General features: G+C 72.0%; 10 protein-coding genes. 8 read left to right on the forward strand and 2 right to left on the reverse strand.

What is annotated here, in order from left to right; genetic code table 11:
- Positions 1-65 precede the first annotated feature (65 nt).
- Complete coding sequence (locus ACZ6CL_RS00620; protein ID WP_468929348.1) at positions 66-1715, reverse strand: penicillin-binding transpeptidase domain-containing protein; 1650 nt, start codon at positions 1713-1715, stop codon at positions 66-68.
- 133 nt (positions 1716-1848) lie between these two features.
- Positions 1849-3627 (reverse strand): dolichyl-phosphate-mannose--protein mannosyltransferase, encoded by a 1779-nt coding sequence (locus tag ACZ6CL_RS00625; RefSeq protein ID WP_468929350.1) that lies wholly within the window; start codon positions 3625-3627, stop codon positions 1849-1851.
- 104 nt (positions 3628-3731) lie between these two features.
- Between ACZ6CL_RS00625 and rsmI the strand changes: the two genes are divergently transcribed.
- From rsmI to ACZ6CL_RS00665, 8 genes are all read left to right on the forward strand, one after another.
- Positions 3732-4610 (forward strand): 16S rRNA (cytidine(1402)-2'-O)-methyltransferase, encoded by an 879-nt coding sequence (rsmI, locus tag ACZ6CL_RS00630; RefSeq protein ID WP_468929352.1) that lies wholly within the window; start codon positions 3732-3734, stop codon positions 4608-4610.
- A 171-nt stretch (positions 4611-4781) separates the two neighbouring features.
- Entirely contained in the window at positions 4782-5234 is a 453-nt protein-coding gene (locus tag ACZ6CL_RS00635) for a hypothetical protein (RefSeq protein ID WP_468929353.1), read from the forward strand.
- A gap of 53 nt (positions 5235-5287) precedes the next feature.
- Positions 5288-6280, forward strand: coding sequence for a TatD family hydrolase (locus ACZ6CL_RS00640; protein ID WP_468929355.1), 993 nt, complete (start codon positions 5288-5290; stop codon positions 6278-6280).
- A gap of 87 nt (positions 6281-6367) precedes the next feature.
- Positions 6368-7570: a ubiquitin-like domain-containing protein gene (locus tag ACZ6CL_RS00645; protein ID WP_468929356.1), complete on the forward strand. Its 1203-nt coding sequence runs from the start codon at positions 6368-6370 to the stop codon at positions 7568-7570.
- A gap of 47 nt (positions 7571-7617) precedes the next feature.
- Entirely contained in the window at positions 7618-8493 is an 876-nt protein-coding gene (gene rsmA / locus ACZ6CL_RS00650) for a 16S rRNA (adenine(1518)-N(6)/adenine(1519)-N(6))-dimethyltransferase RsmA (protein ID WP_468929358.1), read from the forward strand.
- Positions 8494-8641: 148 nt separating this feature from the next.
- Entirely contained in the window at positions 8642-9607 is a 966-nt protein-coding gene (locus ACZ6CL_RS00655) for a 4-(cytidine 5'-diphospho)-2-C-methyl-D-erythritol kinase (RefSeq protein ID WP_468929360.1), read from the forward strand.
- An 86-nt stretch (positions 9608-9693) separates the two neighbouring features.
- Positions 9694-11535 carry an ABC-F family ATP-binding cassette domain-containing protein gene (locus ACZ6CL_RS00660; protein ID WP_468929363.1) on the forward strand — a complete coding sequence of 614 codons (1842 nt, stop codon included), beginning with the start codon at positions 9694-9696 and terminating at the stop codon, positions 11533-11535.
- A gap of 221 nt (positions 11536-11756) precedes the next feature.
- Complete coding sequence (locus tag ACZ6CL_RS00665) at positions 11757-13553, forward strand: hypothetical protein (protein WP_468929365.1); 1797 nt, start codon at positions 11757-11759, stop codon at positions 13551-13553.
- Positions 13554-13605: the final 52 nt, after the last annotated feature.

The raw sequence follows: 13605 nt of genomic DNA on the forward strand, positions 1-13605 counted from the left end.
AGCCGGGCGGGCGCGGAATCACCGCGTCCGCCCGGCTCCTGATCACTGTTCGCCGTGGCGGGGCGTCAGCCCCCCGCGCGCAGCAGCGCCGATACGATCGGGCCCGCCGTGTCGCCGCCGTGGCCACCCTCGGGGACCACACCAGCGGCCGCGAGGTCGCCGTTGTAGGCGGTGAACCAGCCGTTCGGCTTCTCCTGATTGTCGACCTCGGCCGAGCCGGTCTTGGCGCCGAAGTCACCGCTCATCCCGGACATCGCCTGGGCGGCGGTGCCGGAGGTGGCGGTCAGGTGCATCAGCTTGCGCAGCTGGTCCTTGGTGCTCGACTTCATCGTCTTGCTCGCCTTGGCCAGCGTCCGGTTGTCCACGGACGGCGCGACCAGGTACGGCTGCCGGAAGGTGCCGGTGGACGCCGTGGCCGAGACGGACGCCATGTTGAGCGGGTTCATCCGCACCCCGCCCTGGCCGATCAGCGACGCGGCCTTGGAGGCCGCGGACTGGACCGGTACGGCGCCGTCGAAGGTGGGCACGCCGGTCTGCCAGTTGAGGCCGATGCCGAAGACATCACGGGCCTCCTTGGTCAGATCGTCGTCCTTCAGCTTCCCCGCCTGGCTGATGAAGGCGGTGTTGCAGGAACGGGCGAAGCTCTGCTCGAACGTGCCGTTCTTGATCTCGAACTTCTTGTCGTTCTGGAACTTCCAGCCGCCGTAAGAGAAGTACTTCGGGCACGGATGCGCCTTGCCGTACGCGGCCAGTCCCTTGTCGATCAGCGTCGCCGAGGTGATGACCTTCATGGTCGAGCCCGGTGCGTACGAGCCCTGGAGCGCCGGGTTGAAGCCGCTCGCGGGGGAGTTGGCCACCGCGAGGATCTCACCGGTGCTCGGCTTGACCGCCACGACCGACGCCTTGCTCTTCTTGCTCACCTGCTGCTCGGCGGTGCTCTGGAGCTTGCCGTCGATCGTCGTCTTCAGCGTGCCCGGGGTGCCCTTGGAGAGCACCTTCAGCGTCTCGTCGGGGGACTTGGAGCCCTTGCCGCGGGCGATGAAGGTCTCCACGCCCGCCTTGCCGCCGGCCTTCTTGCCGTACCGCTCGCGCAGCCCGGCCAGCACCCCCTTGAGGGACGGGTGGTCGGTGGCGGACAGCTCCGTGCCGTCCCGGTCGACCGCCTTGATCGGCGGGGCCTCGGACTCGCCGGTCTTCAGGGTGTCGCCCTTGCCCAGCTTGGGGTGGACGACCGAGGGCTGCCAGTCGACGACCGGCTTGCCCGTCTTGGTGTCGCGGGTCACGGCCAGCGAGGATTCATACGTCCAGGGGACGCTCTCCCCGCTGTACGCGATCTGGGCGTTGACCGCGAACGGCACCTTGGCGCCGCTGGCCTGGCCCGGATTCAGCTCCACCTTGTCGATATGGGCCTTCTTGCGGTAATCGCTCAGCGCCGCGGTGGCCGCGTCGCTGTCGTCCGTCAGGGCGGCGGCCTTCGCCGTCTCGCCCGCCGACCATGCCGCCAGGAACGTGCGGGCGGTCGTCTTGACTTCGGCCGCGCTCGGCGGCCCGGTCTTCACCTTCTTCACGGCGTTCTTGTCGTCGCCCGACGCCCCGGCGTTCGCGCCGTCATTGGAACCCGACGAGTCATCCTGGCCGCTGCCGCAGCCGGCAACACTGACGACCATGGCGGCGAACACCGCACTGACGATCGCGGCTCTCGCGCCACTCCGCATGCAGAACCCCCACTGTGTTCTTCGAGTCCCCCCACCGGTGCGATGGGGGCCGCGGTCCGACGCACTCTACCGGCATCGTGTGAACCTCCCGCGACCCCTCCGGAACGCCTTCTTCCGGGGCCCTGGACCGGATTCAGATCCAGGTGTCCAGCCACATGCGGGCCCGCCAGGCATCCATCGGCATCGTCTGGCCCGTGTAGAGCGGGAAGAAGTAGATGAAGTTCCAGACAATGAGCAGGACGAGGGCGCCCGCGCCGACCGCGCCCACCACCCGCCGGGTGTCGGTGGCCCCCGGCGGACCCAGCAGGGCGCCGATCATCATGGCCACCGCCAGACACAGGAACGGCACGAACACGACGGCGTAGAAGGAGAAGATCGTGCGGTCCTGGTAGAGGAACCACGGCAGGTACCCGGCCGCGATCCCGGCCAGCACCGCGCCCGCCCGCCAGTCGCGCCGCAGCGCCCACCGGAAGAGCAGGTAGAGCACCGCGAAGCAGGCCGCCCACCACAGCAGCGGGGTGCCCAGCGCCAGCACCTCGCGCGCGCACTTCTCGGCCGCGTCCTTGGGGCAGCCCTCCTGACCGGCGCGCGGCGACTCGTAGAAGTACGAGACCGGCCGGGACTGGACCAGCCAGCTCCACGGGTTGGACTGGTAGACGTGCGGCGAGTCCAGGCCCACGTGGAACTTGTAGACCTCGGTCTCGTAATGCCACAGGCTGCGCAGCGGGTTGAGCAGCCAGTCGAAGACGCCGCCGGTGCCGTAGCCGCCGCCGTCCGGCTTCGGGGACTCGGCCCAGTGGCGGAAATAACCGCTGTCCCGCCAGCCGCGCGCCCGGCTGAAGGTGCCGCTCGCGGCGAACCAGCCGGACCAGGAGGCGACGTACGTGAGGACCGCCACAGGCACCGTCGACAGGAACGCCCACGGCAGATCGCGGCGCAGCACCGTCCGGTAGGGGCGCGGGGCGCCCGCGGTGCGGCGCGCGCCGATGTCCCACAGGACGGTCATGAGGCCGAAGACCGCCAGGACGTACAGCCCGTTCCACTTGGTGCCGATGGCCAGGCCCAGCAGCAGCCCGGCCGCGATCCGCCACGGCCGCGCGCCCAGCTTCAGGCTCCAGCCGACCGTCGCGTCGGGCCGGGCCGTGCCGTCCTCGCCGGACGGCAGCGCCGCCGCGAGCCGGGCCCGGGCCTTGTCGCGGTCGATGAGCAGACAGCCGAAGGCGGCCAGCACGAAGAACATCAGCACCAGGTCGAGCAGCGCTGTGCGGCTCATCACATAATGCAGACCGTCCACGGCCATCAGCGCGCCCGCCAGGCACCCGAGGAACGTGGAGCGGAACAGCCGCCGTCCGATCCGGCACAGCATCAGCACCGACAGAGTGCCGAGCAGGGCGAGCATGAACCGCCAGCCGAAGGGGGTCAGTCCGAAGACCTGCTCGCCCAGCCCGATGACCCACTTGCCGACCGGCGGATGGACCACATAGGACGCGGCGTCGCTCAGCGGGATGTGCTGCGGCGAGTCGAGGATCTTGTCGTTGGCGGTCTTGGGCCAGGTGCCCTCGTAGCCGAACTTCCAGACCGACCAGGCGTCCTTGGCGTAGTACGTCTCGTCGAATATGACGTTGTCCGGGCTGCCGAGGCGCCAGAAGCGGGTCAGCCCGGCGACGAGCGCGACCAGCAGCGGCCCGCCCCAGCCGCTCCAGCGGGCGATTCTGGCCGCCACCGCGGGGGTCGCCCCGAGCGTCTCCCAGAGCCGGGTGCCCGGCTCCTGGTACGGCGGGACCAGCCGTTCCCGTACGCCGGGCCGGGGGTGGCCCGCGTATCCGAAACGGCGCAGCCGGCGCTGCCAGGCCGGCGGGTGCTGGCCGGCGGCTCGGCCCGGCTGGGCGTGGGTCGCGGTGTCACTGCTCACCGGGCCATCGTAGGGAAGCGGCCTGTGAGTGTGGCGTGGATCAGGTGGTGTCTCGCGGAAGCGGCGGCCGACGCGGCGGAAACAGGGGCTGCGAGGATGGCCGGGTGACTGGAACGCTCGTACTCGCAGGGACCCCCATCGGCGACACCGCGGACGCGCCCCCGCGGCTGGCCGCCGAGCTGGCGGCGGCCGATCTGATCGCCGCCGAGGACACCCGGCGGCTGCGCCGCCTCACGCAGGCGCTGGACGTCCAGCCGGGCGGCCGGGTGGTGTCCTACTTCGAGGGCAACGAGTCGGCGCGCACCCCCGAGCTGGTCGAGGCACTGGCGGGCGGCGCCCGCGTGCTGCTGGTCACCGACGCGGGCATGCCCTCGGTCTCCGACCCCGGCTACCGGCTGGTCGCGGCCGCCGTCGAGCGCGGCATCGCGGTCACCGCGGTGCCCGGCCCGTCCGCCGTGCTCACCGCGCTGGCCGTCTCCGGGCTGCCGGTGGACCGCTTCTGCTTCGAGGGCTTCCCGCCGCGCAAGGCGGGGGAGCGGCTGGGACGGCTGCGCGAGGCCGCCGAGGAGCGCCGCACCCTGGTCTACTTCGAGGCCCCGCACCGGCTGGCCGACACCCTGGCGGCCATGGCGGAGGTGTTCGGCGCGGACCGGCGGGCCGCGGTGTGCCGGGAGCTGACCAAGACGTACGAAGAGGTCCGGCGCGGGCCGCTGGAGGAGCTGGCGGCGTGGGCCGCCGAGGGCGTACGGGGTGAGATCACCGTCGTCGTCGAGGGCGCCGCCGAACCGGGACCCGACGAGGCCGGTCCCGACGAGCTGGCCCGCCGGGTCGCGGTGCGCGAGGAGGCCGGGGAGCGCCGCAAGGAGGCCATCGCGGCGGTCGCGCAGGCCGCCGGGGTACCCAAAAGGGTGGTCTTCGATGCGGTCGTGGCGGCAAAGAACGCGGCCGGAGGCGCGCCACGCGGAGGTAAAGCTCACCACTGAAAGGCAAAGGGCAGGCCTGGCGTTCGGGCGGTTTCGATAGGGCGCAGCTAAATCTCCCCCAAAGAGAGGGAAGAGCTGCTGCGTTCCCGCCGGGAAAGGCGTCCACTGGAGGAGAAGCGAGGGGACGTAACCCATCCCGGAAGACTTGTCCTGCGGGCAAGAGGAGCTGCCATGAGCGATATAGCGGGAGCCTCGAACGGCGTGCACCCGATAACCCGTCCCACCGACGGTCCGGAGGGCGGTGAGGTGGCCCACGAGGCCTACGCCTTCGCCTGCATGAAGTGCGGGCACGGTTGGGAACGGTCGTATGACATCGAGCACCACGTGGACGGCGAGGGCCACCCCTTCGTCGTGTACTTCACCGGCGGCACGCGCGTTCCGTCTCCGCTGACGAGCCCCGACTGCGTCAACTGCGGTGCGCATCTGGTGCGCATCATGCGCGCGGGGCAGGTCTCGTCGGTCCTGGAGAGCGCCCGCCGTACCGCCCCGCGCGGGGCGCCGGAGCCGGGGCCGGACGGCGCGGGGCCGGGCGGCGCGGCGGACACGGGGAGCCCCACGCGGCGCCGTGGGCACCACTGGCACCTGTCGAATCTGCTGCACCCCTTTTCGCACCATCGCAAATGAGCCCGGGTGGGGTCAGCTGAGCGACATTTGCCTGCATTCATAGAATCACGCTCATGGCGCAATCAGCATCGACCCACGGCGGCAGCGGCGGAACCGGAACCGGAAGCGGGGCCGGAAGCGGGAAGAACAACGGCGGACAAAACGGCAGGCAAAAGGAAAAGGACGCTCCGCCCCCGCTCCCGGACCCCCTGCGGGTACCGGTCGCCGACTCGCACACCCACCTGGACATGCAGACGGGGACCGTCGAGGACGCCCTCGCCAAGGCGGCCTCGGTCGGCGTGACGACCGTCGTCCAGGTGGGGTGCGACCTCGCCGGGTCGCGGTGGGCGGCCGAGACCGCCGCCGCCCACGACGCCGTCTGGGCCACCGTCGCGCTCCACCCCAACGAGGCGCCCCGCATCGTCCTCGGCGACCCGGACGGCTGGTCCCGGCAGGGCGCCAGGGAACCCGGCGGCGACCAGGCCCTCGACGCGGCCCTCGCCGAGATCGACACCCTCGCCGCCCTGCCCCAGGTGCGCGGCGTCGGCGAGACCGGCCTCGACTACTTCCGCACCGGACCCGACGGCATGGCCGCCCAGGAGCGCTCCTTCCGCCGCCATGTCGACATCGCCAAGCGGCACGGCAAGGCCCTGGTCATCCACGACCGGGAAGCCCACGACGACGTCCTGCGGGTGCTCGCCGAGGAGGGCGCCCCCGACACCGTCGTCTTCCACTGCTACTCCGGCGACGCCGCCATGGCCAAGGTGTGCGCGGAGCGCGGCTACTACATGTCGTTCGCCGGGAACGTCACCTTCAAGAACGCCCAGCCGCTGCGCGACGCCCTCGCCGTCGCCCCTCTCGACCTCCTCCTCGTGGAGACCGACGCCCCGTTCCTCACCCCCGCGCCCTACCGCGGACGGCCTAACGCCCCGTACCTGATTCCGTTCACCCTGCGGGCCATGGCCGACGTCAAGGGCGTCCCCGAAGACGCCCTGGCGACCGCCGTGGCGGCCAACACCGCGCGGGTCTTCGGCTATCCGGACCCGGGTGGCTCCCAAGACCGCTGACAGCGCAGGGTAATTAATCGGCTTTGGAGAGTGACGGAACACTCCGCTACAGTCCGCGGCACCCCGACCCGTGGACCCCGTGGACCCGTGGAGTGTTACCGGAGTGTTGTCGTGAGCCGTACGCAGGGCAGCCACCGCGTCCCGGGCGGCCGTGCCGCCGCCCGCCGAGCCGCCCGGCGCGGACGCTTCCCGGCCCGTACCGGCCCGGTGCGGCGGCTGCTGCCGCAGGCGCTCGTCGTCGCCGCCCTGGCCGGGGGCACCTCCGCCTTCGTCGCCCAGGACAAGGCGGTACGGCTCAGTGTCGACGGCCACGCCCGCATCCTCCACACCTACGCCGACGACGTGGCCGAACTGCTCGCCGACGAGGACGTCGACGTCAGCCCGCACGACATCGTCGCCCCCGCCCCCGGCCAGTCCCTCACCAGCGGCGCCGAGATCGCCGTCCGCTACGGCCGCCCCGTCACCCTCACCATCGACGGCGAACGCCGCCGGGTGTGGACCACCGCCCACACCGTGGACGGCGCGCTGCGCCAGCTGGGGGTGCGCGCCGAGGGCGCCTATCTGTCGGCGTCCCGCTCCGCCGCCATCACCCGTCAGGGGCTGGACCTCGACGTCCGCACCGAGCGCACCGTCACCTTCCTCGCCGACGGGCGCGAGCGCCCCGTCCGCACCAACGCCGCCACCATCGGCGAGGCGCTCGCCGAGGCCGGGCTCACCCTGCGCGGCCACGACACCACCGACGTGCCGCAGGACAGCTTCCCGCGCGACGGACAGACCGTCACCGTCATGCGCATCACCGGCAGCAGGGAGATCCGCGAGACGCCGGTCCCCTTCCCGACGATCCAGCGCGCCGACCCCACCCTCTTCAAGGGCACCCAGCTGGTCGCCCGGGAGGGCCACCCCGGCACCCTGCGCACCGTCTACCGGGTGCGCACCGTCAACGGTGTACGGCAGCGGCCCCGCAAGCTGCGCACCGAGACCGTACGGGCGCCCGTCGCGCGGATCGTCCGGGTCGGCACCATGACCCCGCCCACCGCAGTCGCCGGGGCCGACCGGCTCAACTGGCAGGCCATGGCCCGCTGCGAATCCGGCGGCCGCCCGGGCGCCGTCGACAGCTCCGGCCGCTACGGAGGGCTCTACCAGCTCGACCGCCAGACCTGGCAGGCCCTCGGCGGCCACGGCAGCCCCCAGGAGGCGCCCCCGGCCGAGCAGACGTACCGGGCCAAGAAGCTGTACGTGCAGCGCGGGTCGGCGCCGTGGCCGCACTGCGGCCAGAAGCTGCGCCAGTGAAGGCTGCGCCAGTGAAGAGCCCGCCGCCCGCCCCGTAAACTTCCCCGGTGAGCTCCACCGACCCCGGCACCACCGACGCCCTGCTGGGCCCCGCCGACATCCGCGACCTCGCGGCCCGGCTCGGCGTACGCCCCACCAAGCAGCGCGGCCAGAACTTCGTCATCGACGCCAACACGGTGCGCCGCATCGTGCGCACCGCCGAGGTGCGGCCCGACGACGTCGTCGTCGAGGTCGGCCCCGGGCTGGGATCCCTGACCCTGGCCCTGCTGGAGGCGGCCGACCGGGTCATCGCGGTCGAGATCGACGAGGTGCTGGCCGCCGCCCTCCCGGCCACCGTGGCCGCCCGGCTGCCCGGGCGCGCCGACCGCTTCACGCTCGTCCACTCCGACGCGATGCAGGTCACCGACCTGCCGGGGCCCGCGCCGACCGCGCTGGTCGCGAACCTCCCGTACAACGTGGCCGTCCCCGTCCTGCTCCACATGCTCGCCCGCTTCCCCACCATCGAGCGCACGCTGGTGATGGTGCAGTCGGAGGTCGCCGACCGGCTGGCCGCCCCGCCCGGCTCCAAGGTGTACGGCGTGCCCTCGGTGAAGGCCGCCTGGTACGCCCACGTCAAGCGCGCGGGCGCCATCGGCCGCAGCGTCTTCTGGCCCGCCCCGAACGTCGACTCCGGCCTCGTCTCCCTGGTCCGCCGCGACGAACCCCTCGCGACGACCGCCTCCCGCGACGAGGTCTTCGCCGTCGTCGACGCGGCCTTCGCCCAGCGCCGCAAGACGCTGCGGGCCGCCCTGTCCGGCTGGGCGGGCTCCGCGCCCGCCGCCGAAGCCGCCCTGACGGCGGCGGGCATCTCCCCCCAGGCCCGCGGCGAGTCCCTGACGGTGGAGGACTTCGCCGCAATCGCCGAACACGCCCCCACCCCCTGACGCACGGGGCGCCTGGGGCAGCCTCGTTCCCCACCCCGCCCCCGGGGCTCAGCCCCGGATCCCGTTCCATGGGCTCCGCCCCCGGCGCCCCCGGCAGGAGACAGCCCGCCGCCGGGGCGGTGGGGCGGCCCCGGTGAGGGGCGGGACAATGGGCGGGTCGGACAACCGAATCTCACCGAGGAGCCCCGTGACCCGATCCGTGACCGTCCGCGTCCCCGCGAAGGTCAACGTTCAGCTCGCGGTCGGCGGCCTGCGCCCCGACGGCTTTCACGACCTGGCCAACGTCTTCCTCGCCGTAGGGCTCCACGACGAGGTCACGGCCACCCCGGCCGACACCCTCCGCATCACCGTCGAGGGCGCGGACGCCCACCACGTCCCCGCCGACCACACCAACCTCGCCGCCCGTGCCGCGATCGCGCTGGCCGCACGGCACGGCATCGCCCCGGATGTCCATCTGCACATCGCCAAGGACATCCCCGTCGCGGGCGGCATGGCGGGCGGCAGTGCGGACGCCGCCGGGGCGCTGCTGGCGTGCGACGCGCTCTGGGGGACGGAGACGAGCCGCGCCGAACTGCTCGCGCTCTGCGCCGACCTGGGCAGCGACGTCCCGTTCAGCCTGGTCGGCGGGGCTGCCCTCGGGCGGGGGCGGGGGGAGCTGCTGACGCCGCTGGAGACGGGCGGTACGTTCCACTGGGTGTTCGCGGTCGCGGACGGCGGGCTGTCCACCCCGGCCGTCTACCGGGAGTGCGACCGGCTCCGGGAGGAGACCGGGGCGGGCGCGACCGTCGCGGACATCCCCGACCCCGAGCCGTCGGAGGCGCTGCTCACGGCGCTGCGCACCGGGGACCCCACCGCGCTGGCCGCCGCCGTGACCAACGATCTGCAGCCTGCCGCGCTCTCCCTGCGCCCGGCGCTCGCCGAGACGCTGCGCGCGGGCGCGGACGCCGGCGCGCTCGCGTCGCTGGTCTCCGGATCCGGCCCGACCTGCGCGTTCCTGGCGAAGGACACGGAGGCCGCCCAGTCCGTGGCCACCGCGCTCGTGGCCTCCGGCACCTGCCGCACCGTACGGACGGCGTCCGGTCCGGCCGCCGGGGCGGCGGTCAGCACGCCGTAGACATCCAGCAGGAGAGCCCGCCCGCCGTACCGGTCCGCGGACGCGACTACCCTGGGACGTCGATCGATCCGCGTATCTGGAGTGTGATGGCCACCAACTTGGTCAACGTCGAAGCCGTCGGCAAGGTATACGGCACCCGTGCGCTGCTGGACGGCGTGTCCCTCGGGGTCAACGAGGGTGACCGGATCGGCGTCGTCGGCCGTAACGGGGACGGGAAGACCACGCTCATCCGGATCCTCGCCAAGCTCGAACCCGCCGACAACGGCCGCGTCACCCACTCCGGGGACCTGCGGGCGGGCGTGCTCACCCAGCACGACTCGCTCGACCCCGCCGCCACCGTCCGGCACGAGGTGATCGGCGACCTCGCCGACCACGAGTGGGCGGGCGACGCCAAGATCCGGGACATCCTCACCGGGCTGTTCGGCGGGCTCGACCTGCCCGCCTTCCCGCAGGGCCTGGACACCGTCATCGGCCCGCTGTCCGGCGGCGAGCGCCGCCGTATCGCGCTCGCCAAGCTGCTGATCGCCGAACAGGACCTGATCGTCCTCGACGAGCCGACCAACCACCTCGACGTCGAGGGCATCTCCTGGCTGGCCGGTCATCTGCGGGCCCGCCGCTCCGCGCTGGTGGTCGTCACCCACGACCGCTGGTTCCTCGACCAGGTCTGCACCCGCATGTGGGACGTGCAGCGCGGCGCGGTGCACGAGTACGAGGGCGGCTACAGCGACTACGTCTTCGCCCGGGCCGAGCGCGAGCGCATCGCCGCGACCGAGGAGGCCAAGCGGCAGAACCTGATGCGCAAGGAGCTGGCCTGGCTGCGCCGCGGCGCCCCGGCCCGCACCAGCAAGCCGCGCTTCCGCATCGAGGCAGCGAACGCGCTGATCGCGGACGTCCCGCCGCCCCGCGACACCGCCGAGCTGATGAAGTTCGCCAACTCCCGCCTCGGCAAGACCGTCTTCGAGCTGGAGGACGTGACCGTCACCGCCGGGCCGAAGATGCTGCTCAAGCATCTGACCTGGCAGCTGGGGCCCGGCGACCGGATCGGCCTGGTGGGCGTGAACGGCGCGGGCAAGACGTCGCTGCTGCGCGCCCTCGCCGAGGCCGCGCGCAGCGAGGGCGAACAGCAGCCCGCGGGCGGCCGGATCACGGTCGGCAAGACGGTGAAGCTCGCGTACCTCTCGCAGGAGGTCGCCGAACTCGACAAGGGCCTGCGCGTCCTGGAGGCCGTCGAGCAGGTGAAGCAGCGCGTCGAGCTGGGCAAGGGCCGCGAGATGACCGCCTCCCAGCTGTGCGAGAAGTTCGGCTTCACCAAGGAGAAGCAGTGGACGCCGGTCGGCGACCTGTCCGGCGGTGAGCGGCGCAGGCTGCAGATCCTGCGGCTGCTGATGGACGAGCCCAATGTGCTGTTCCTGGACGAGCCGACCAACGACCTGGACATCGAGACCCTGACCCAGCTGGAGGACGTACTCGACAGCTGGCCGGGCTCGCTCGTGGTCATCAGCCACGACCGGTACTTCCTGGAGCGCACCACCGACCGGGTGCTCGCCCTGCTGGGCGACGCCACGCTGCGCATGCTGCCGCGCGGGGTGGACGAGTACCTGGAGCGGCGGAAGCGGGCGCTGGCCGCGTCGTCGGCCCCGTCCGCGTCCGGCTCCGGCTCCGGCAAGCAGAAGGCCGCGGAGGCGCCGTCCGACGGGCAGCGACCGCAGCGTTCGGCGGCCGAGCAGCGTGCCGCGAAGAAGGAACTCCAGAAGATCGAGCGGCGGCTGGACCGCATCAGCGAGCAGGAGTCCACGCTGCACGCCCAGATCGCCGAGGACGCCACGGACTTCACCCGGGTCGCCGAGCTGGACGCCAAGCTGCGGGAGCTGACGGGGGAGCGCGACGATCTGGAGACGCGCTGGCTGGAACTCGCCGACGACGCGTGAGCAACAGGCGCGTCACGGGCCGGTCTCAGCTGCTCGATGAGTTGGCGACCGGCCCGTGGCTTGTCATGGCCGGGTGATAAAAAGAACTCCCGCCTTGCCCTGCTGCTCACCGGCGGGTCGCATGTCCGATTCACTCCATCCTGGCGGGCTTTGGCAACAACGCCTCCGGGATCGCGGGGGAGGCCGAGTCGGTCCATGGGCTCGCGCACAGAGGAATACCCATGTCACAGCCGCCTCCGCCGCCGAATCAGCCGCCGCAGGGTGGCTTCGGCGCACCGCAGGAGCCGAGTTACGGCTATCCGCAGCAGCCGCCCGTACCGCCCCCGCCGCCCCCCGGCCAGCCGCCGCAGCCGCCCCAGACGCCCCCGCAGGGCGCGGGGGGTTACGGCTACCCGGGGCAGCCGGTGCACGCGGAGCCCACCCAGGCGGCGGGCATTCCGTCCCCGTACTCGCAGCAGTACGGCCAGCAGCAATTCGGCCAGCAGCCCTACGGTCAGCCGCAGTACGGTCAGCAGAATTACGGCTACCCGCCCCAGCCCCAGTACCCCGGCGGCCCGGGCCAGGGCGGCGGCCCCGGCGGCAGCGGCGGCCGGTCCAAGCAGCGGATGGCGGTCATCGTCAGCGCGGTGGTCGCGGTCGCCCTGGTCATCGGCGGCGGCATATGGTTCGCCACCAGCGGCGACGACAAGACCGAGGACCAGGCCAAGGACAAGGGCAAGCAGACCACCCAGGGCAGCACCGGCGGCAGCGGCGGCACCGAGAACAAGCCCGCCCCGAAGACGGTCAACGCCCAGCTGATCAACAAGCTCCCGATGCCGAAGGTCAAGGACCAGGTCGTGGTCCAGGGCATGTGGACCACCGACGACACCTTCGTGAAGGCCGGTGCCTACAAGATCGACGGCTATCCGCTGAACGGCGGCAGCCCGAAGTGGTCGATCCCGCTGGCCGGCGCGGTCTGCTGGTCCTCGGAGCATGTCTCCGAGGACGGTCTGACCGCGGTCCTCTACCAGGAGGCCAAGCCCTCCAAGGAGGATGAGTACCCGAGCTGCAACCAGGTCGCGCTGCTGGACCTGAAGAACGGCAAGATGCGGTGGCACCGGGACGTCGGCGAGGGCGACCAGAAGGTCTCCTTCGACCAGGTGACCATCGGCGGTGGCACGATCGCCGCGGGCGGTTCCAGTGGCGGCGCGGCCTGGTCGACCTCGGGCAAGCAGCTGTGGAAGCCGCGGTCCACCGGTGACTGCAAGGACCGCGGCTACGCCGGCAGTGACACCAAGCTGGTCGCGGCGCGCCAGTGCGGTCAGTTCGACAATCCGCAGATCCTGGTCCAGACGCTGAACCCGAAGACGGGTGCGGTGAAGTCCGAGTACAAGGTGACGCGGGGCCTCAAGTTTGTGTACCTCGTGTCCGTCGATCCGCTGGTGATCGGGCTCGACGCGGGCGACTCGTCCAGCTCCGGGGTCTCCGACTTCTTGTCCGTCGACGACAGTGCCAAGGCCGGCACGGTGCGTGGCAAGATCAGCACCGAGAACGGCAAGTATCAGGCCAGGTGCGGCTCGACCAATGTCGAGGACTGCAAGCAGGTCGCCGTCAGCAAGTCGGCCGACGCCCTCTTCCTGGGGTCGGAGGACCGCAACAACTACGACAGCGGCACCAGCGCCAACGAGATCGTGGCATTCAGCCTGGCGACCGGCAAGCCGGTCGGCAAGGCGGACGGGGTCAAGAATGCCGCGATGACCCCGCTCGGGGTCGACGAGGACGGCTTCGTACTCGCCTACCAGGAGAGCACCTTCGACGAGGGCGGCGCGGTCTGGCGCATCGACCCCAAGTCGTACGAGAAGGCGAAGCTGCTGCAGAACCCGGCCTCCAGCGGGGCGATGGAGATGAAGTTCAGCCCCAGCTATTCGGAGATCGTCTACTCCCACCAGCGGCTGTACATGGGCGCCGCCTACGCCGACAAGCCCTCGGGCTCGTACGAGGAGGACGACCCTCTGGCCCTCATCTTCGGCGGCAGCTGACAGCGCCCGGCGCACGCTCCCGGCGGCCCCGCTCCGTACGCACCGTACGGGC

The sequence above is a fragment of the Streptomyces sp. NPDC041200 genome (assembly GCF_055591805.1).

What these genes read in the sequence shown, in the direction of transcription:
- ACZ6CL_RS00655 (WP_468929360.1), top strand. Translation starts at nt 8,642, where the DNA reads ATGGGCGGGTCGGACAACCGAATCTCACCGAGGAGCCCCGTGACCCGA.
- ACZ6CL_RS00660 (WP_468929363.1), top strand. Translation starts at nt 9,694, where the DNA reads ATGGCCACCAACTTGGTCAACGTCGAAGCCGTCGGCAAGGTATACGGC.
- ACZ6CL_RS00635 (WP_468929353.1), top strand. Translation starts at nt 4,782, where the DNA reads ATGAGCGATATAGCGGGAGCCTCGAACGGCGTGCACCCGATAACCCGT.
- ACZ6CL_RS00620 (WP_468929348.1), bottom strand. Translation starts at nt 1,715, where the DNA reads ATGCGGAGTGGCGCGAGAGCCGCGATCGTCAGTGCGGTGTTCGCCGCC.
- ACZ6CL_RS00665 (WP_468929365.1), top strand. Translation starts at nt 11,757, where the DNA reads ATGTCACAGCCGCCTCCGCCGCCGAATCAGCCGCCGCAGGGTGGCTTC.
- ACZ6CL_RS00640 (WP_468929355.1), top strand. Translation starts at nt 5,288, where the DNA reads ATGGCGCAATCAGCATCGACCCACGGCGGCAGCGGCGGAACCGGAACC.